Origin of the sequence: Clostridium sp. SHJSY1, from assembly GCF_031626875.1 — a bacterium.
Lineage (GTDB): Bacteria > Bacillota > Clostridia > Clostridiales > Clostridiaceae > Clostridium.
In genome coordinates this window covers 56,616-77,523 of sequence record NZ_JANDMF010000026.1, presented here as the reverse complement: position 1 = coordinate 77,523, position 20,908 = coordinate 56,616, and the positions used below count along the sequence as shown (strand labels likewise).

Here is a 20,908-nt window from a genome sequence, read left to right as displayed (position 1 = left end):
ATAACGCGACTGAAAGCTAGATAAAATCTAGCTTTCAGTTTAAGATTTTTTTATACTTTCCTTTACATTAAAAAAAGTGGCCAAATGCCACTTTTTATCATGTGTTTATGTAGTTAAGAATAAAGCTGTTCTAAATTGGATAACTTAATCCCTTTAGAAACAACTTTCTTTATTCTAAATAGATAACAAATTTACATATTCTTTAAAAATTGAATTTTTTGTTCTATTGTAAATTTCATTATATGTGCTAATAGCTAAATTAATTAAATAAGAATAATCACTAAGATCTTTTAATCTTATACCAAAGAATAAGCCATTCATTTTTGATATATTTAAGCACATCTGATCTTCTAAGCTTCTAAAATTCTTTTTGCTATCCGCCTTTTCTCTTGCTACATTTTCTTGATGTTCTCTCCAAGCTCTTCTAACTTCCCATGGAGCATCTAATGCTGGAAAAAATAGCTTCTTATTTCCTTCTTTCCAGATATGAAATTCTTCACTATTAAACTCTATTCCAATATCACTTAATTTTAACTTTTCATATATTATTTTATCTTCTACTTTAATTTGTTCTATATCATAATCCTGAATCTCTTTTGAATTTTCTCTGTTTTCATTAATGTGTTTTTGCAAAAAATAAGTATATCCCTCATTACTTCTTGTTGTTGTCATAACACTCCTCCTCTTTAAAGTTCTTCATATAGATATTATACTACCATTAACTGTAAAATTATTCAACTTAACCATAACTTTCTTAATAAAAATGAAATTTTCTAAGTCTATTCCACCTTTTATTAATTCTGAGCATCCCCATATATAAATTTATGAAGCGCTTCTGTATTCTTGTCTTTATCCCAATCAAGATGATACACCCCATTTGTATTATCTTTAGTTGTTCCATCAATAGGAATTCTAAAATCCTGTAAGTTTTCAGCTCCTAATTTATTACATAATAATCCAAATTTAATTATTTCAAAGGCACTCAAATTAGTTTCAATATAAGGAGACATTTCAGAATAAATCTTATTATAATCTGTTATAGACACATCCTTTAACTTTCTAAATATAGCAAACAGAATCTTTCTATGTCTAGCAGTCCTCTGAAAATCACTATCTATTTTTCTAAGCCTAGAAAAAACTAAAGTTTGCTCTCCATTTAGTAATACTTCACCACTTTTATCTAAATATTTATCCTTACATGATCCATTTATATAAGCTCTCTCTTCATCTGTAATACTAATTGTAATCCCACCTAATGTATCAACTGTATTTATAAGCCCTTCAAAATCAACTTTAATATATTTGCTTATATCTAGTTGAAATAATTCATTTAACTTAGATATAGTGAGAGGCACGCCCCCATAATGATATGCATAATTTATTTTATTAGCCATATTATCTCCAAAGTATACATATGTATCTCTCATTATGGATGTTAGCTTTGCTGTTTTATTGTTTCTGTTTAAGGATAATACATCAATAGTATCAGAGGCATTTTCTTGTTTGTCTATCCCTAATATCAATAAATTTTCTATATTATTCTCTTTACTTTTTTCTTTGGTTTCTTGTGAAATGTTTAGATCTGAATCCTTCATTTGTATTTGAGATTGGTTGTCTTCTTCTGGTTGATTTGTATTTGAGATTGGTTTGTAGTATTTATAATACATTGTTGTTGTGATTATGATTATTATGGATAGGATTATTGATATTATGATTAGGATTTTTTTCTTCATAAATTATTCCTTTCCTCTTCTAATCCTACTTATTTTTGCAAAACCTTTTCTAACTATTTTACCTGAAATACCATATATATACTGAACATTGCTTTGGGTTTTTATTAATGCTTTCTTCAATTGAGGATATTCTTCATTATTTTCACCAAGGGTTGAATTGAAAAATTCATATAATCCTGGTTGTAACCATGTAGTACCGTCATTTTTAATTCTATTCCTTATATCTCCATATCTCACCTTTGTAATATTAGGAATACACCCAAATGTTAAAAGGGCGTGTCCATTATAACAATGAGGCTCATTACACTTTCCAATTGCCCTAAATGGAATAGGTTTATCAATAGACTCAAATATATTAAAATTATAATTACTAAGATAACATTGTCTAGTAAATCCCGTTGCTAAATTAACAACTAGCATCCAATCTCCTGCATAGCAAAACTCATTGCGTTTCACTTTAAATATTTCTTTTTTAAATCTCCAAAACTCTGAATCAAATTGAGACCATATTTTATCGTAATCACTTATTGGTAATTTTGTTAGATAATCAATCCTTTTTGTATTATCATTTCTTGCTATTGTTAAATGAGGCAATGCTCCAAAATTTGCTAAAGAAAATTCCTTTACCTCTTCAATAAATGGTATCAATTCATCATTTGGTGTTATTTCAATATTAGCTGAAGCACCAGCTTCCCATATTTTCTTTACATTGTCTGCAAATGTTTCTAATAAATTTCTTTTCCTTAATTCTAGATAATGAAATGAACACTTAAATTCAATTTTTTCTAATAATTCAGCATCCCAAGACAGTATTTTTTCCAATGCAGAAGTTACAGTCAAATTAGTGACTATTTCTACATAATGACCTTCTTTCACTAATTCATAAATATACTTATCCAAGTCTTTTGTAAGTAAAGTCTCTCCATCAGCACAGAAATTCATAAAGGCCAATCCCCCTAACCTTTCAGGTGATAAAGCTTTGGCTACATGTTCTGGTGAATATTCAAACTTAGGCTGTATATTTTGAAAACATTCTTCTCGTTGAGCTAAATAACAATAATGGCATCTAAAATTACAAATTGACATTGGAATGGGAACTAAAATTGCTCTTTTTATCTTTTCCATAAGCCCTCTCTCTTCTTAATATCTTCTTTAACAATTTATTTTTTTCATTTTCATTTAGAACAATAAATGAATTTGCTACAAATGAAAGTAAACTAGATATTATAGCAGCCATTGTAATTGTTATCCATGAATCATATGGAATTAACGATCCTACAAATAAAGAAATAATCCCTGTAATCAAACAACATGCTAATGATACTCCCACATCTTTATAAAATTCATACCATTTTAATCCTAAAAGTCTTGCAGTGTAAGGTACTACAAATATTAGGTTTCTCAATATTGAAATCACTGAACTTACACCTGCTATAGCATAAACTCCAAGACTTGTACATTTTAATAGAATAACTACAATTATAAAATTAAAAAATCCAGAAACTAAAAAAGTTACAGAGCTCCAACGTAGTTTATTTGTAGTGGTAAAGACATTATATAAAACCTGTGGCCCTGCAAGAGGAATAAAAGCTAATAAAGTTAAAAAAGTTAAAATTGTTAATGCTTTTGAATTTAAAGTTGGCATCCAAAGACTATAAAATTTTATTGCTAATATAGAGAAAACCATTATTGGAATAGAAATTAAAATACTTGATATTTTCATACTTGCTCGTATTTGATTTATTAATGTTTTCTTATCATTATTTGCATATGTTATTGTTAAAGCTGGTGAAAAATTAGAATTTATAGTTGATGCAATCTGTATTATGGTATTGGGTACAACTTTTGCAATAGATAAAAGTCCCATCTCTACTGGATTAATAAATAAATTTGCAAACAATAAATCAAGTCCTGTCATTAATATGTTTCCACATTGATTTATAGTATTCCATATTCCTGATGTAATTAAATCTTTAACATGTTTAATATTAAATAAGTTTTTGCTAAAAATAACTTTAGGTAAAATATTTCTTTTAACAATTAATAGTATAGGAAATGTTATTATTGTCAGCATTAAAGCTATTAGGCTTACATAATATATTTGTGCTGTAAAAAGGTTAAATACTCCAAACAATAATATTCCATTAAATATTGTCCTTACTAAATTTATAATATTAGCAATATAAAGTTTATTTGTAACATACATAGATATATTTAATATTCCACATATCTGATTCACAAAAAAATTAGCAAAAACAAATGCAAATAATAATTTTGTGTCATAAACATTTGCTTGACTTATATTTATTATCTTTTCTAAATTCATTACTGTAACTATTGATGGAACTATAAAAAATAATACTATAACTAAATTCCCAATGACTAACGATGAATAATAAGAATTTGCCTTATCAATTTTTCCTTTGTGATATTCAATAGTTATAAATCTTCCCCCCATAGAATTTAAAGCAATAGTAATAAGTGAAACATAGGTTATAAAATTATTGGCAAGTTGAGTAAATCCATTTGCTTCTTCTCCTAAGTGTTTCACAATATATGGAGATAGTAGAAAATTAACTAAAACACTTATTCCTGTCACAATAATGCTACTGACTAAATTTATAGCTGTTTTCTGATTTTCACTTAATCCTCTCATTTATATACCCTTTTCTAATTCCATGGAAATTTTATTAAATTCATTCACTAATATTTTTCTATTATATTTCGATTTATACTTATATAAATTTTGTATCTCATCTTTAACTTTTAATATATCATCACAAACTTTTATATATTCTAATGATGATATCCAGTTATAAACTCCACTAACTTTTTTACTCTTATTGTCTATAGCAATACATGGAGTTCCTGTAATTGTGGCAAAAATCATTCCATGAAGTCTATCTGTTATAACTAAACCAGCTTTTGAAAACTCATTCCACTTCTTGAATAATTCTTGATTTCTATTTTTTTTAGTAACTTCTTTATTAATAATTGTATCTGTTTCAATATATGATATATTTTTTGATTTTAGATATTCTTTTATCTTATTTATTTCCTTTTCAGGCACTACTTTTTCTAAATCTTTTCTAAAACATAACAATACTCCACTTCTTACAATGTCTTTTGAAACATTATTAATGTATAGCACTATATCAGGTACATATATAGATTTAACTGTAGGAAAATTTCTACAAATAAATTCATATGAATGTTTATCCCTTAATGTTATAGTCAAATCCTTATGTTTAGAATAAATATCAATTGATTTCTTTATTCTTTCTTTTCCCTCAAAATCATTTGAATAAAAGCAAGTTTGAGGAAAAACAATAATTTTATTATTAATATAACTCTCTATTATCTCACTTATTTTATCATCTTCATGTGGCCATAAAGTTCCTAAATTTCCTCCACCATCAATTATTATGACATCATCCTTATTAATATATTTTTTTATTATATCTTTGTATTTTAGGTATTCATAATTTTTTATCTCTATTAGTTGATTAATTAGGTTCATATCATTTAAAAATTTATATTCAGCATATACAATTGCATGATCTCCTAAATTTCCATGGCATGGAGTAGCCATTAAAAAAATACATTTATTATATAAGCTTCTTTTTTTTCTTATATTAGAACTTAACTTATATTTAAATATTTTTCTCCTAATCCAATTTACTGGAGGTCTTAAAAAAGATATAATTCTCAATTTTATTTTATTTAAAATATATTTTCTATCTATATATGTGCTAAATATACCATTAGCACCTTTAGGGGTAATATAATAAGTTTGATAGAACATCCAAAAAAATATTCCTTGGTTAGTTTTTCTTAGTGTTTGCTTAAACTTTTTAAATTTTTTCTTAAAACTCATCTCATCTTCTACCTTATTAAATAAGTTATCTCTATCATTTACTTCTTTAAATAAATAAAAGACATTTCTAAATGTTCTATTCCTAAGTTTTATTTGCTCAATACTATCAAAAAATCTTCCTCTCTCTTCCATAGCGTCTATTTTATCTAGCATTCCCTGCAAATTAAAACCACTTCCCATTATGCTATCTTCTCTTTGCCAATAATAATATAATTGTGCAGTAGTTAATACTATTTTAGTAGCATTAAAAATTAACTTATGAGTTGTAAATTCATCTTCATGTAATCTACCTACTGGAAATCTAATTTCTTTAAATAGACTTCTTTTAAATAGCTTTCCACAAGCTATAACCATTTGTACATAAAACTTATCTAAAAATTGCTCTAGTGCTTCAATATTAGAATATTCATATATTTCTTCTGCTAAAATATGAACTTTTATGTCCTCTGTTGATGTCCTAATAAAATTACAAACCGCTATATCTGAATCTGTTTTTATTAATAACTTATATAAATTCTCAATATACATTTCATGTACCCAATCATCACTATCAACAAATGTTATATACTTACCTTTGCAAATTTCTATGCCTGCATTACGGGCATCTGACAATCCACCATTTTTTTTATGAATTACTTTAATTCGATTATCCAAAGCTTCATATTCATCACAAATTTCTCCACATCTATCTGGAGAACCATCATCAACTAAAATAATTTCTAAAATTCTATATGTCTGATTTAAAAGTGAGTTCACACATCGCTTAAGATAATCTTCCACTTTATAAATAGGTATAATCACACTTATAAGTTCATTCATTTTTAGCTCCTAAAATATTGTTTTTATAATTTTTCCAATTTATTTTCATTGATTATCTAGTTAAATATATTCTTACTAAAATGAAATAATATATATAAAGAAATAGTCCAAACTCATACTTAATGCCAGTTAAGACAGTTCTTTTTCTAATGGTATATTCTTTAGTATCAATAGTTTTTAAAATTTCCTTCACTCTTTTATCCTTACACAGTGTGTTAATTTTCTTTATTTTTTCACTTACTTTCTTCTTATTTTCCTTATGTAATTCATTTGCAATTAAATTTATACGCACACCAACATATCTTACATTCATTCGTTCAACTAATATATTATAGATGTTTTCCTCTTTTAATATATTTTCTATTATTTTAAAAACTTGCTTTTCTATATCTATAAAATCTTCCCTATAACAACTTACTGCTGAATTTAAATTAGTCATATAGTGATAATATATGCCTTCATTAAGGCTAACTTTATTGCTTTTTAATAGTACTTGTATTGAAAAAATAAGATCTTCCATAAAATTAATGTTTTCTATAAATCTAAACTTATATTTATCAATTAATTCTTTACTTATAATTAACCAACATACACTTCCCATAATAACTTGCGCATTGCTATTCAAATCATTGCTTGATATCATATTTGCTATAAGATTATAAATAATTTCATTTCTGTTTAATATTTCTTTTCTTATATCTAAAACTATTGGAATAGATTGTTCATTATTTTCTATTCTATAATTACAAATGTTCACATCTGTTTCTAATTCTTTAGCTTGCCCATACATATTTTCATACATTTCAGATTCAATCCAATCATCTGGATCAACAAAACCTATATATTCACCTATAGCTGTTTCAATTCCTGCATTTCTTGCAGAAGATACTCCCCCATTAGATTTATCTATCACTTTTATTCGCTTATCAATTTTCTCATATTCTCTGCAAATATCTAAACTATCATCAGTTGATCCATCATTGACTAAAATGATTTCTATATCTTTAAGAGTTTGATTTTTCACACTTTCAATACTCCTATTCAAATATTTTGACATATTATAAATTGGAATAATAACACTAACTTTTATCCCATTTACTGCTTCATTAATTATCTCTCCCATCTAACATCCCATCCGTTCATAATTCTTTTTAATTCCATAGAGATTTAAACTATGTTTTCTATTTTCGAAATTTAACTATTCTAGCAGGATTTCCAGCTACAATTGAATATGGTTCAACATTTTTAGTAACTACACTTCCTGCCCCTATAACAGCTCCCTGTCCAATTTTAACTCCAGATAATATTGTAACTCTAATTCCTATCCAAACATCATCTCCAATAATAACAGGCTTTGCTTTTGATATTCCTTGCTCACACATGGGGATATCTAGTCTATTAAAATTATGATTTTGAGTATATATATAACATTCAGGTGCAATCATTACATTAGAACCAATGGTCACTTTTGAACCTATTTTAGAATACATTCCAATCCCTGAGTTATGTCCAATAACTAGATCAAAGGGAATATCACAACCTTTATCTATATTAATATTCTTATCTGCTGATTTTACAAATTTTCTAACTAAAAATCCTCTAATTTCCTTTGCTTTAAACCTAACTTTACTATCAGAAGAAGGAAAGTGTTTTGAAATTTTATACAACATATAATATAAATTTCTAGATATCATTTACCCATCTCCTCTAATAATCTTCTTATTATTTATAGAATTATGAAATTCTATATTTAAATAACTAGGTACAACTACAAATAAAAATAAAAATGCCGATGATGTTTTTATAGGATTGCAAAAGCCTAATAAAATTATTAAACAAACTAGTATTACTATTAAATCTTTATATTTTGTATTTTTATATTTTTTAATTAAATCCCTAAAACATAAAAATATGAATGAAAAGTATGGAAGTCCCATGACAATTCCATATCTACCTAAATTATCTACCCATTCTGAATGTAATCCAAGTAATGTTCCTTCATTTGCATAACTCTGTCCTACTTTATATCCAACTCCAAATAATGGATTATTTATAAATGCACTAAAACTTTTTTGAAGTAACTCTAATCTAAGACCAAAACTACTAATTTTATTTCCATTAAATAATGCTGGTCTAATTTCATTTAATCTAATGGATATAATTGAATCAGATGGTAGTAACCCTCCAATATAATCTAATACTCCAAAATAAATACATAAATAGCCTGCAATAATTGTAACTACTGATATAATAATCATTTTAAGAACTTTATTATGCTGGATATTACTTAAAAAAACTATATATATACCAAAAAGAGAAATTAGAAATGCTGTTGTAAATCCTGACCTAAAAATAAAATATAAAAAGAAAAGCATTAAGATAAAATATAAAAGTTTCATTTTAGCTTTACACTGAATTCTTCTTATTATATAGAATAATACAACAGGTATAAGCATAACCCCATAAATAAGAGCATATCCTCCTCCTATTGCTATTGGTAATGTTGAATCTATCACTTCTGAACTGGGATTCCAAGTAACCATTTCCCTAGCAACTTGTGGATCACTATATAAATAATATAACGTTGCAAATACTGTATATAAAAGTACTGGTATTATAAAACATAAAAAAATTTTTGCATATTTTCTATCATTTGAATTTTCTAAATAGAAAAAATCAAATATAAATATAGGTGCAAAACTTAATATAATCATTACTGTATTTTTTATTGATTCAACTAATCCACTTGTTGAAAGAAATGAAATAGTAACTAATATTAAAAATAATATTAGAATAGCATATTTCATTCTTAAATGTACTTTTTTCTTTAATATAAAAAATCCTACTATAAAAAGTATCATAAGGAAAAAACAAATATATCTAAAATTATCTGTTTTAATATATAGTAAAGAAATAACTATATAGGGAATTGTTAAACAACTAGCTAAGTAATTTACAGAATTTCTTTTATTAGATTTTAATGCAGAATCTCTCAATCTATATTTTCCTCCTGATTGATTTCAATAATTTTATATAATTTCTCTAAGGTCCTAATATTACTTACATCTATAAGCCGTGAATCTTTCTTTACTTTTTCATATAATTCCCTATTAATTATTAAATCAAATATTCTTTCAAATAAATCTTGTTCTCCTTTGCCAACTATAAATCCATTTACATTATCTTTTATTAATTCATGAAGTGCAGGATAGTGAGTTGCTACAACTGGAGTATTTAATACTAAGGACTCTGCTATACTTAATGGGAAGCATTCTGACTTAGAAGCAGATACAAAAAGATTAGCACCTGATATATATGGATACGGATTATCTACATTTCCTATAACCTTTATATTATCTCTTAAATTATTAGTATCAATATATTTTTCTAGACTAGCCCTTTCAGGTCCATCTCCAACAATATACCACTTAAAATTAGCTCCAGCTTTTTTTAATTTTTCTCCAGTAATAACTAATTGTTTTCCTGATTTATTTGCATCTAATCTACATACACTAACAATTCTAAATAATCTATCCCCAGTATTATAAGGATTGTACTCTTTTGAAAGAAAGCTAATTTCTTCATTTGGAATAATATTATAGATATATTCTGATTTCTTTTTACATTTAGGTACTACCATATCAAAACTATCTTTTGTTGTTTTTGAAACATTAATTATAGTATGAAATTTTTCATATTCTCCATTATTATATTTATTATTTAAGCCAACTGCTGCATAATCAGCATGTATCCAAGCTATTTTTCTTTTTGCAATAACCTTATTTAAAACGAATAAATTATATCCAAAATATAATGATCTATTATTTACATTATTTGAATAAGATATTGCAATATCATACCCCTTTAAGTTTTTTTCAAATAGAAATATAAATTTAAACACTACCTTACTTCCAAATATTAAGCAAAAAATAGATAATAACTTTCTAAGAATATACAAACTACACTTTTTTTTCACCATATTATTAGTCATTCCTGCCAAACCTAGAAGCTTTGTTCCAGTAATAACTTTTATATTACTATTTAGAAATTTCTTATACTCTCCTCCATTAAAAAACAGAAACAAATCCACACTATATTTTTCTGTATCTATAGCATTCATTAAGTTTACTAAGGAACGTTGTATCCCCCCTATTCTTAATGAATCACAGACAAACACTATCTTTTTCACTTATACTCTCTCCTTAATATTTATTGTATATTTTCGAGTATAATTCCAATAACCTATCTTCCATTTCGCCCCAAGAAAATTGATTAATATAAATCTTTTTCATTTTTTTAGCCATATCTGCCCATTCATCTCTTTTCATTACTAAATTATCAATTCCTTTTACTAAACTATCTTTGTTATAATCAATTACTTGCCCTATTTCATTCTCTAATACTATGGAATCAACCCCTGTATCTTTTGCCATAATAACAGGTTTTCCAAGCATGAGAGATTCATAAAATTTATTTGGAGCTGCATAGTGATGGTTTTGAATTGATGGATCATAGATTGCAGTCATAATATCACAACTATTTTCTAGTTCTAATGTTTTTCTGTATTCTAACTTGCCATAAAAAATAATATTTTCATTCTCATCACTAAGATTTTTACAATATGACTCTAATTCACCAAACCCACCGATGTGAAGTTCATAATTTTTATTTTCTTTAACTATATCTCCAATTTCTTTTATAAATCTTCCTTTTGCTAAAATCCCCACATAGACTATCTTAACTTTTTCCTGGTTTAATTTTATAGTTTTAAATTCATTTTCTACTATAGGTGGTGTATTATGAATAATAACAAGTTCTTTAGGTGATGTCTTAATAATTTGTTCTCTTCTTTTTTCTGTACAAATAATAACTCCATCAGCATTATTTATAATCTTATGGTCTAATGATTCTATACTCTTCTTTAACATTTTTGGAACGCTAAACGCCTGTACATAATAATCAAAAATATCATAAATTAATTTCTTCTTTAATAATTTTGAACAAATGAATGCTGTAAGAGCAGTATCTAAATCACATGCATGAACTAAATCATATTCATTCCTATGCTTCACTAAATTTCTCATTAATTTAAATTGAAAATTTATTAGTGGTTTTAGATTACTTTTAAATCCACCCCCAAATGAAGCTGGAATTCCTAAACGATATATTTTTACATACCCATGCTCTAGTTTTAATATTTTTTCCTTACATTTGTATTTTTCACTTCTATCCCATCCAATAATTTTAACATCATACCCATTTTTAATGAGGGTATTAACTTCTTTTTCAACCCTAGAATCAGGATCAACAGGATTTGAGCGTAAAAACATAATACCTCTTTTTTTTATATGTTGCTTTTCACACCTTAAATAGATTTGTTCCATTTTTCTCTTTACACTTATTAGATCAAATTCTTTAACCTTTTCAACATTAAACTTGCCCATGTCCATATCATTAGAAATAACTTTTTCAATAGCTTCTGCAAATCCATGAACATCATCAGGATATACTAAATATCCACCTTTCCCCTCTTGAATTAAGTCATTGTTTCCTCTAATATTTGAACAAATAACTGGAAGTCCAGCTGCCATAGATTCCATAATGGACAATGGTAGTCCCTCTCGATATGAAGGGAATACAAATATATCTGCAATTTTATAAATATTCTCCATATTATTTCTAAATCCTAACAATTTGAATTGTTTTTCAATTCCTAGTTCTATAGCTAGATCTTTTAACTTTCCTTCAAGACCGCCTACTCCACAAATTACATAATAAATACTAGGATTATTAATCTTTGCTACCGCTCTTATAATTAATTCATGATTTTTATTTTTATTTAGTTCCCCTACAGATAATAAAACTATTGCCTTTTCTGGTATTCCAAGTTCAATACGCTTCTTTTCTTTATTAATTCCAGCTGTACTAAATTTTTTAATATTTACCCCCACTCCTTGGACATATTCAATTTTTTTAATTTTAAATTGTTTATTAGCTAAATTATAATCCTCTTTATTTATAGTAATAAGCACATCAGTATATCTTGATAAAAACCATTCAATAGGATAATAAATTAACCAATTTTTAATTGGTGATCCTTTATAAAAATAAAATCCATGTGCTGTATAAATGACACAGGTTCCTTTCTTTCTAACCTTTCGTGCTGCAAGTCTAGCTAATGCACCTCCCATTGGAGTATGGCAGTGAATAATTTCATATTCATTGCTTTCAATTATTTTCTTTAATTGTTTATATACACTTATATTTTTCAATTTAAATGGTATACGCTCAAATGAAAGATTAAAGAATTTATCACAAAATGGTATACAGCAATCTTTTTCGTTTTCATAGTCATTTTTTGAACATACATGAACTTCATAACCATTCTGTTTGAACCATTCCAAGTAAGGAATATGAAATGCCATAATATGCTTCTTCACAAAAGTTGCAACAAATAGAACTTTTTTCATTCTTGCTCCTTATTAATTTGATTATTGATATATTCCTCTTCACTAATCTACTGTAATTTAATAAACACACCTTCTACTTTTACAAACTATGTGAATTTAAAATAGATTATTACATTTTTTTAATATCTCATAAAAACTATATGTAGTTAATTAACATATTTAATTTTTTTATAAAGTAAAAAGAATTGTTTAATTCTGAATTATTCATACAACGAAAAAGTGTCGACTTTGTCGACACTCTATAGTGAGTTATATATATTGCAATATATATATAACTCACTTCAATAACTGATAGAAAAAATTTTTGAGTTATTAAAAACAACCTAAGTATCTCTTTTTTATTGAATTATAAAATTATTTAAGTGAAAATGTAATATTATAATATCGATAACAACTTAACTATATATTCCTATTTTAGATTATATCTCTAATAATATAACTCTATTTATCTTTTAACTCTTCCAGATTCATCACCAAACATAAGATTTTTTATTTCCTCTATACCAATTCTATTATAATCTCCTTCAATAGAGTGTTTTAAACAACTTGCTGCCACTGCAAAGTCCAAGCATTCCTGAGATGACATTTTTTTAATTAGTCCATATATAATCCCTGCACAAAAACTATCACCTGTACCAACTCTATCAACTATATGGATATTATATTCTTTTGAAAAGCAATATTTATCCTCACATGAAGAATAAAACATCCCAGCCCATTTATTATCATTTGCTGAAATACTGGTTCTTAAAGTTATAGCTACATACTTACATCCAAAACAATCATGCAAAGCCTTAGCTACTTCTTTATATCCTATGTGATTTAGTTTTCCAGATGAAACTTCTGTGTATTTTGATTTTATTCCAAATACATCTTCTGCATCTTCCTCATTTGCAATACATACATCCACAAAAGGCATAAATTTACTCATAACTTGTCTTGCCTTCTCAGATGTCCATAACTTCTTTCTATAATTCAAATCGCAACTTATTGTTATTCCTTTTTTTTTAGCTGTTTTGCAAGCTTCTAAGCAAATCTCTTCTAAATTTGGACTTAATGCAGGGTTAATACCAGTAAAGTGGAACCATTCAGCTCTTTGAAAAATAGTCTCCCAATCAAAATCATTTCTATTTGCTTGAGAAATTGCTGAAAAAGCCCTGTCATAAAGAACTTTTGATGAACGTTGACTAGCTCCCTTTTCTAAATAATATAATCCAATTCGTTCTCCACCTCTTACAATTTTTGAGATATCTACACCAAAATATCTTAAGGAATTAATTGCAGCTTCAGCAACATCATTTTTAGGAAGTTTTGTAACAAAACTGGAGTCAAGTCCAAAGTTAGCCAATGAAACTGCTACATTAGCTTCTGCTCCACAAAAAGAAGTTTCTAAACTATTATTTTGAAAAAGTCTTAAATATCCTTGCGGTGCTAGTCTAAGTAATATCTCTCCGAAAGTAATTACCTTCATTTTACACCTCCAGTTAAAAATACTTTGTTTTTGTTATAAATTCGATCTCTACTTGTCTTGAAAATTGGTTAAGCATTCTTTTCATTCCTTCATTTAATTCATCAACAACAGAATGTTTCTTAATAAAAGCCATATCTTTTTCAACATAATTTTCGTATGCATCATAGGAATATCCATCATACCCTGCTAATTTAATTGATTTAACACCTAAGTTAATCAATAGTCTAATTAACATTAGTCCAGCATTATCTCTAACTGCTGGAATCTCATTTAATAAATCAATATAGTTAATTATATACTCAGCATTGTTATCTAATTTAATATTTGATGTAAAAATTAGATTGTTTTTAATCTTATCTTTTAATTCTTCATAACGACGTAAATTACTTATAAATAAATAATCCCCCTTTATCTTTTCAGGTTCAAAATTAACAGCAACAATAATAGTATCCATCATAGATGATTGACACCTTATTTCGTCAACATAGTCATTAATGCTACTTCCTGGGGCAATTGCAATAACTTTCTTATCATTAAAAATTTCTTTAAGTTTAGAGATTGCAATATTATCATCTATTTTATGCGATTGATAATTAAAATATAAATTTTCTATATATTCTTTATTAAAATTATTTTTCTTTACCTCATCCATAAAACTTAAAATATTACTTATATCTTCTACTGTAAGTGTATTTTTATCAGCTAAATATGAAGCATAGTTTGGGTGACAATTATGTTTTGCTGAAATGTAATGCGGAAGTGAATACCCCCAATAATTACTTAAATAAATATTAGTAAGTACTTCATCAATTATTTGTAGCAAAGGTCTTGATTTATATTCTCCACCATTAATATCATTCAAATATTCAATAAATAACTCAGTATTTAAATTTCCAGCGCCTCTTCCCATTCCAAATACACTAGAATCAATAATGAGTTTGCGTTTTATTTTTAAATCTATCAACGCTTGTGCATTTGAATATGCTAGTTGAATATTATTATGTGAATGATAACCTACATAAATATCTTCCTCCAAGTTATGATCAACTAAATAAAATAAACGCATTAAATCTTTTCTTTTCATAACACCAAAACTATCAACTATATAAAAAGCATATGGCTTTATCTCATTTGCTTCTTCAATAAGTTTTATGAATTCATAATCCGTATATGAAACAGAAACCATAGGTTGCATAAAAAGTTTATATCCTTTTTGAACTATACCTTTACAAAACTCTAATGCACCTTTTAAATCACTTTTATGGAATGCAACCCTTATACCGTCAACAGAAGAACCATCATATTCTGGAATATCTTTAAGATTATACTCTCCATAATTAATCATACATACCATTTCAACATTCTGTCGGTCTTTTGGTAAAAAATCTGTTATTTTTTGTATTGAATCAAATTTTGAATAGTCATTGCTATAATGTTTTTTATCTGTTAAAAAACCACATTCAACTATATTGATATTTGCATCAATTAATTTTAATATGATTTTTTTAATATTTTCACACCCAAACTTCCAGTTATCAACGTAACCTCCGTCACGTAATGTGCAATCCAAAACTTTTATTTTATTCATATATTACCTCTCTTATTTTTTAGAATTACCATATTAAATATTGAATTTGCAATTTCAAAATCATCATATTCATCAATGTCAATACTTTCAATTTTTGAAACCTCTTTCAAATATGACTTAAAACCTATTCTTCTATTGTGCTTTAAAATGATTTCCTTTCTATATATGTAAAACCCGCTTGTTTCACTATATATTACAGGTAAATCCTGTGTTCTTGGGATGTTACTTAAATCATAATTAAATGGTTTTCCATCTTTCCATAAAAATTCTTGTACTTTTTGAACTGCAAGTGCAGAATCATAATTTTCACTTTTAACTGCCTCTAAAGACTCCTGCATACTTTCAGCAGTTACAAAAGGAGCTGTTGCATGTGTCATTAAGTATATATCTGCATGTACATCTTCAGCAAAACATTTTAAAACTTCATTAATTGGAGTTTGAGATGTATCAAGACTTTCTTTTCTTTTTAAATATTTTATTCCACTAGGTATATAATCTTTTATTTTAGGATTACTACAATAGACATATATTTGATCTATCCCTTCTACCTTCAATAATGTATTAAGAATGTAATAACATAACGGTTTTCCATTATCAAACCTCTTTGTATTCTTTTGAGGAAGACGTTCATTATTTAATTTCATTGGAACAACAGCAACTGTTCTCATTGTTATTATCACCTCTACAATTTATTTTAATAAAATCGAAAATTTATGCTTTCTATAAGCTATTAATACATATAAAGTGAATCCCAATATAGCTATTATCCATCTAACAATCCAATTATCCATACTGATATATGAAATTAATACTGTTCCCCCCATTATAGAGATAGATTTTATATATGTTATAAAAGGAAATAACTGATTATCTAATCTGCGAGCTGCAAGATAATGGATAACATAAGAAACAGCATAGGCAATAACAGTTGCAAAAGCAGCTGCTAAAGCTCCATAGTATGGGATAAATATATAATTTAATATAATATTGATTGTGGCTGCTATTAATGTATTAATAGCAATAATTTTTGTTGACTTATAATAATATTCTAAATCAACTGAAATAGAATATAGGAACATAAAATATGATGCCAATACAATTGGTGGAATTAAAATTTTTCCACTCCAATATTCTTTTGGTGCCATTATTGTTAAAACTTCAGGAGCTATTAACATTATACAAATTACCATAATTGTAACAAGTTCTATATATGTTTTAGCATTTTTATTTATAGATTTTTTGTCATTTGATTTCATTTTATCAGTAAACCAAGGGATCCAAACACTTTCCAGCGCTGTAGTTATTGCTAATGGTATCATACTAAAATTATAAACTACACTATAAACTCCTGTTTCTGAAGCATCCTTCATGGCTGTAATCATAGCTCTATCAAATTGAGCTAATATTACTACTGATACACCATGAAAAATTAATGGTAAAGAGAATCCTAATGCATATTTCCAATAATTCACAAAAACAAATTTATTACCATTAATAAATATACTTGCTATATAATAAATTCCAAATATGGAGTATACCAAAACATAAGCATATATTCGCCCATTTTGTTTATTACTATCCATAAATAAAATAAAAATTATTGAAAAAATTACAACTAGCATATTAGGAACAGCTAATAAAAATGTTCTTTTTAGATACTTAAATTCCATCATATACTTAATCGAAATAGAGTCAATTACACATGACATAAAGGCTTGAATGAGACAAAACACTGTCAGCATAACATCAACTTGTGGTGCGAAAAAATACTTAATTACTATAACTACTATAGAGGTTATGCAAAAATTCAAAATAGAAAGAAACATAATAGAAGATATATAAGAATTCAAATCCGATTTAAAATCAACAAATGCAGTTCGTATTGAACTCCCTAGTGAAAGAGTTACAAAAGTCCCTACTATTGTTACATATGAAATATATGTGCTCACTATACCATACTCACTTGTGGTTAATAAACGTGTGAATATTGGTATAGTTAAAAATGCAATTGCTTTATTAAATAAATTGCCAAACAAATAAAAGCTACTTGCTTTTATATTCTTGTTTTTTGGAAATAGTATCTTCATTATTCATCTATTCCCAAAATAATATTGCAAATTCTATCAACATCTTCAATTAATAAATCAGCATATAGTGGAAGTGTTATAATTCTATCAGATAAATATTTTGCCACTGGAGTTTCATCAGGATTAAATCTACCTTTATAGCATTTAAAGCTATTTGTTAAAGGATAGAAATATTTACGAGCATTAATGTTTTCTTGCTTTAATGCTTCAAAAATTTCATCACGGTTCATTTTATATCCATCAAATACTACTGGTAAGTATGCATAATTACTCTTAACTCCATTTTGTGGTTTACATAACTTTAATCCATTTATACCATTTAATCTCTCAACATATCTCTCTACAACAGTTTTTCTTTTTTCTATTTCTTTATTAACATGTCGAAGATTGCAAATGCCCATAGTAGCTTGAAACTCATTCATCTTAGCATTCCCACCAATATATTCAACTGATTCTGGCCCTGTAATACCAAAATTCTTTATATCATACAACACTTTAGCTAACTCATCATTTTTATAAGTTATAGCTCCACCTTCAATTGTGTTAAAAACTTTTGTTGCATGGAAACTAAACATTGAAGCATCCCCAAAATTTGCAACACTTTCTCCATTAACTGTTACTCCAAAAGCATGAGCTGCATCATAAATAACTTTCAAATTATACTTTTTTGCTATTTTTTCAATTTCTTTAACATTACATATATTACCATAAACATGTACAGGAATAATTGCGGAAGTTTTATCTGTTATTAAACTTTCTAACTTACTCACATCTATGGTATAATCATCAGTATTAATATCGCAAAATACTGGTTCTAAGCCATTTCTTACAATTGCATGGGTTGTAGATGCAAATGTAAAAGGTGTTGTTATTACTTCCCCAGTAAGATTTAAAACCTTTATTGCACACTCAAGTGCAAGATGACCATTGGTAAAAAGTGTAATGTTAGGGGTATTCAAATATTCTTTTAAATATACTTCTAACTTTTTATGTTTTATCCCCATATTAGTGAGCCAATGACTTTCCCATAAATCCCTTATTTCTTCAATATATTCATCTAAAGAAGGCATTGAAGAGCGAGTTACTTGTATTGTATTTTTCATAAACTTATAAACACTCCTTTTTAAATTCCTCTTCTAAACTCAATAATTTTTTACTTCTATTTCTTACTTTCTTAAATGGAATTCCAACATTAATGCTCCATGAATCTGAACTTCTATTAATTAATGACATCGCACCAAATGCACTGCCTTCTTTTAGTACAACACCTGGCAAAATAACACATCCACTTCCAACGATAACACTTTTTTCAATTATTACTTTTTCACTTTGAATATTTTTAAATCTATCCGGAATCATTGGATTTGTCATTGTTTCCCCTGAGTAATCATCACTTATAGAATATATTGATATTCTTGATGAGAGATTTGCAAATTCTCCAATTATAATACCCTTATCTCCCCCATATAAAGCAGTGTAAGCAGCTATATGAATGTAGTTACTTAACATAATTTTCCCACTTAGAATACAAAAATCATCTATTCTAACATTATTTCCTATGGTGATATTTTCTGCACTATAAACACTTGCTTTACGACTTATCAATACATTCTCTCCAAATTTTTTTAAACCTAATTCTTTTAATTCCTCTGAACTATAGAAACTATCCAATTTTAGTTCCTCCACTTATTTTTATAATTTGATTTTCTATTTTAAGCAGTCAAGAGTTGATTTCCACATATCAATTAAATTTTTTTCATTCAAAATATACTTTGCATATAATTTTGCACTTTCCATGGTATTGTTGCTTTTAATAAATTGTTCATATGGTTCAATACCTATTAAATCTGTTGTATCAAAGTAACTGCCTTCTAATTGAAAAGCTAATTTTAGAAAACCACCCTTATTCAAATATACCTTTTTACCTAAATACAATAGATAGTACAAATTTCCTAATCCACTTTGCTGAACTTGATCTAATATAGCTATATCAACAGACTTTAAATATTTAATATACTCATAAATATCCATCCTTTTTCTAAGTATTTCTACTTTATCACCAAATAGAGATTTAGCAAATTCTTCAATGTAATTTGCATATGAATTGTTCCCATATACTAATGGCAGTGATACAATTATGTTCCTATCTTTGTATGCAGATAACTTATCCAACATTTCCTTATGGTGTAGGTATTCATGAGCTGAATGTGCAACCATAATTTTTACAGGCTTATTCTTATCTTCCTTATAAACATTTGCTTCTCTAATAATCGAATCTATTTCATCTAATCTCATACCATTTGGATAAGGACACATTAAAATGTTAGTTTTATTTTTAAATCTTTTTTTTATTTCCAAAGCATCATACTTAAACCCAATTCCAACACCATGATAATGTTTTATCTCATAGTTAATTAAAAAGTCTCCAACTTTTCTAGCACTTTGGGCTAAAAATCCTTTTATTCCATTACATATTTTATAATCAATATATAGGTCATGCCCCCAAACACACCATATATATTTCTTTTTAATTTTAGTTGGTGTACAAATAAATCTTTTGAAATCATAAAACCAGTTTTGATGTAAAAAAATATACTCAGCTTTTTTACTATAATAAATAAATTTATCATAATTCTTACTCATTAACTTCTTCACAAGAATCAAATTGCCATAATGCTTGTACTTTTCGTATATATCATCAAAGCATACCAAAAACAAATGCTCTTCAGGATTGAAAACTCCTATCTCAGAATTCAATAATTCAATGATATTACCATTAAAAAAAACTGAAGGTTGTGTCATAACATGTAGATATTTTATTTTATCCATAGTCTATATTTCCTCCCTCAAATAGAATGAAAAT

Annotated in this window: 17 protein-coding genes; all 17 read right to left on the bottom strand. The window is 26.7% G+C overall.

The features are described 5' to 3' along the window. Positions 1 to 174: 174 nt before the first annotated feature. Positions 175 to 672 carry a hypothetical protein gene (locus tag NNC19_RS12730; protein WP_310939041.1) on the bottom strand — a complete coding sequence of 166 codons (498 nt, stop codon included), beginning with the start codon at positions 670 to 672 and terminating at the stop codon, positions 175 to 177. Between the two features lie 122 nt (positions 673 to 794). After that, positions 795 to 1,733 (bottom strand): LCP family protein, encoded by a 939-nt coding sequence (locus NNC19_RS12725; RefSeq protein ID WP_310939040.1) that lies wholly within the window; start codon positions 1,731 to 1,733, stop codon positions 795 to 797. A gap of 3 nt (positions 1,734 to 1,736) precedes the next feature. Continuing rightward, positions 1,737 to 2,858 carry a radical SAM protein gene (locus NNC19_RS12720; RefSeq protein WP_310939039.1) on the bottom strand — a complete coding sequence of 374 codons (1,122 nt, stop codon included), beginning with the start codon at positions 2,856 to 2,858 and terminating at the stop codon, positions 1,737 to 1,739. Continuing rightward, positions 2,806 to 4,389: an oligosaccharide flippase family protein gene (locus NNC19_RS12715; protein WP_310939038.1), complete on the bottom strand. Its 1,584-nt coding sequence runs from the start codon at positions 4,387 to 4,389 to the stop codon at positions 2,806 to 2,808. Before NNC19_RS12715 ends, NNC19_RS12720 begins: the two co-directional genes overlap by 53 nt. Further along, positions 4,390 to 6,429 carry a glycosyltransferase gene (locus NNC19_RS12710; RefSeq protein WP_310939037.1) on the bottom strand — a complete coding sequence of 680 codons (2,040 nt, stop codon included), beginning with the start codon at positions 6,427 to 6,429 and terminating at the stop codon, positions 4,390 to 4,392. It abuts the gene before it with no gap. 52 nt (positions 6,430 to 6,481) lie between these two features. Then, positions 6,482 to 7,552: a glycosyltransferase gene (locus tag NNC19_RS12705; RefSeq protein WP_310939036.1), complete on the bottom strand. Its 1,071-nt coding sequence runs from the start codon at positions 7,550 to 7,552 to the stop codon at positions 6,482 to 6,484. Positions 7,553 to 7,610: 58 nt separating this feature from the next. Continuing rightward, the gene (locus tag NNC19_RS12700; protein WP_310939035.1) at positions 7,611 to 8,123 is read right to left on the bottom strand and encodes an acyltransferase; all 513 of its coding nucleotides are present in this window, start codon (positions 8,121 to 8,123) and stop codon (positions 7,611 to 7,613) included. Further along, positions 8,124 to 9,425 carry an O-antigen ligase family protein gene (locus tag NNC19_RS12695; RefSeq protein ID WP_310939034.1) on the bottom strand — a complete coding sequence of 434 codons (1,302 nt, stop codon included), beginning with the start codon at positions 9,423 to 9,425 and terminating at the stop codon, positions 8,124 to 8,126. Further along, on the bottom strand, positions 9,422 to 10,618 hold the full coding sequence (locus tag NNC19_RS12690; RefSeq protein WP_310939033.1) for a glycosyltransferase: 1,197 nt from the start codon (positions 10,616 to 10,618) through the stop codon (positions 9,422 to 9,424). Before NNC19_RS12690 ends, NNC19_RS12695 begins: the two co-directional genes overlap by 4 nt. Before the next feature lie 13 nt (positions 10,619 to 10,631). Then, positions 10,632 to 12,899 (bottom strand): glycosyltransferase, encoded by a 2,268-nt coding sequence (locus NNC19_RS12685; protein ID WP_310939032.1) that lies wholly within the window; start codon positions 12,897 to 12,899, stop codon positions 10,632 to 10,634. A 445-nt stretch (positions 12,900 to 13,344) separates the two neighbouring features. Continuing rightward, positions 13,345 to 14,370, bottom strand: a complete 1,026-nt coding sequence (locus NNC19_RS12680; RefSeq protein WP_310939031.1) for a sugar kinase — start codon at positions 14,368 to 14,370, stop codon at positions 13,345 to 13,347. A gap of 13 nt (positions 14,371 to 14,383) precedes the next feature. Continuing rightward, positions 14,384 to 15,958, bottom strand: a complete 1,575-nt coding sequence (locus tag NNC19_RS12675; RefSeq protein WP_310939030.1) for an aldolase catalytic domain-containing protein — start codon at positions 15,956 to 15,958, stop codon at positions 14,384 to 14,386. Further along, complete coding sequence (locus tag NNC19_RS12670; protein ID WP_310939029.1) at positions 15,955 to 16,626, bottom strand: acylneuraminate cytidylyltransferase family protein; 672 nt, start codon at positions 16,624 to 16,626, stop codon at positions 15,955 to 15,957. Before NNC19_RS12670 ends, NNC19_RS12675 begins: the two co-directional genes overlap by 4 nt. 21 nt (positions 16,627 to 16,647) lie before the next feature. Further along, a complete protein-coding gene (locus NNC19_RS12665) occupies positions 16,648 to 18,045 on the bottom strand; it encodes an oligosaccharide flippase family protein (RefSeq protein WP_310939028.1) in 1,398 nt (465 codons plus the stop codon). Beyond that, a complete protein-coding gene (locus NNC19_RS12660; protein ID WP_310939027.1) occupies positions 18,045 to 19,148 on the bottom strand; it encodes a DegT/DnrJ/EryC1/StrS family aminotransferase in 1,104 nt (367 codons plus the stop codon). The genes NNC19_RS12665 and NNC19_RS12660 overlap by 1 nt, the downstream gene beginning before the upstream one ends. A gap of 4 nt (positions 19,149 to 19,152) precedes the next feature. Then, positions 19,153 to 19,716 carry an acyltransferase gene (locus NNC19_RS12655; protein ID WP_310939026.1) on the bottom strand — a complete coding sequence of 188 codons (564 nt, stop codon included), beginning with the start codon at positions 19,714 to 19,716 and terminating at the stop codon, positions 19,153 to 19,155. A gap of 36 nt (positions 19,717 to 19,752) precedes the next feature. After that, a complete protein-coding gene (locus NNC19_RS12650) occupies positions 19,753 to 20,874 on the bottom strand; it encodes a TDP-N-acetylfucosamine:lipid II N-acetylfucosaminyltransferase (RefSeq protein ID WP_310939025.1) in 1,122 nt (373 codons plus the stop codon). Between the last annotated feature and the right edge of the window lie 34 nt (positions 20,875 to 20,908).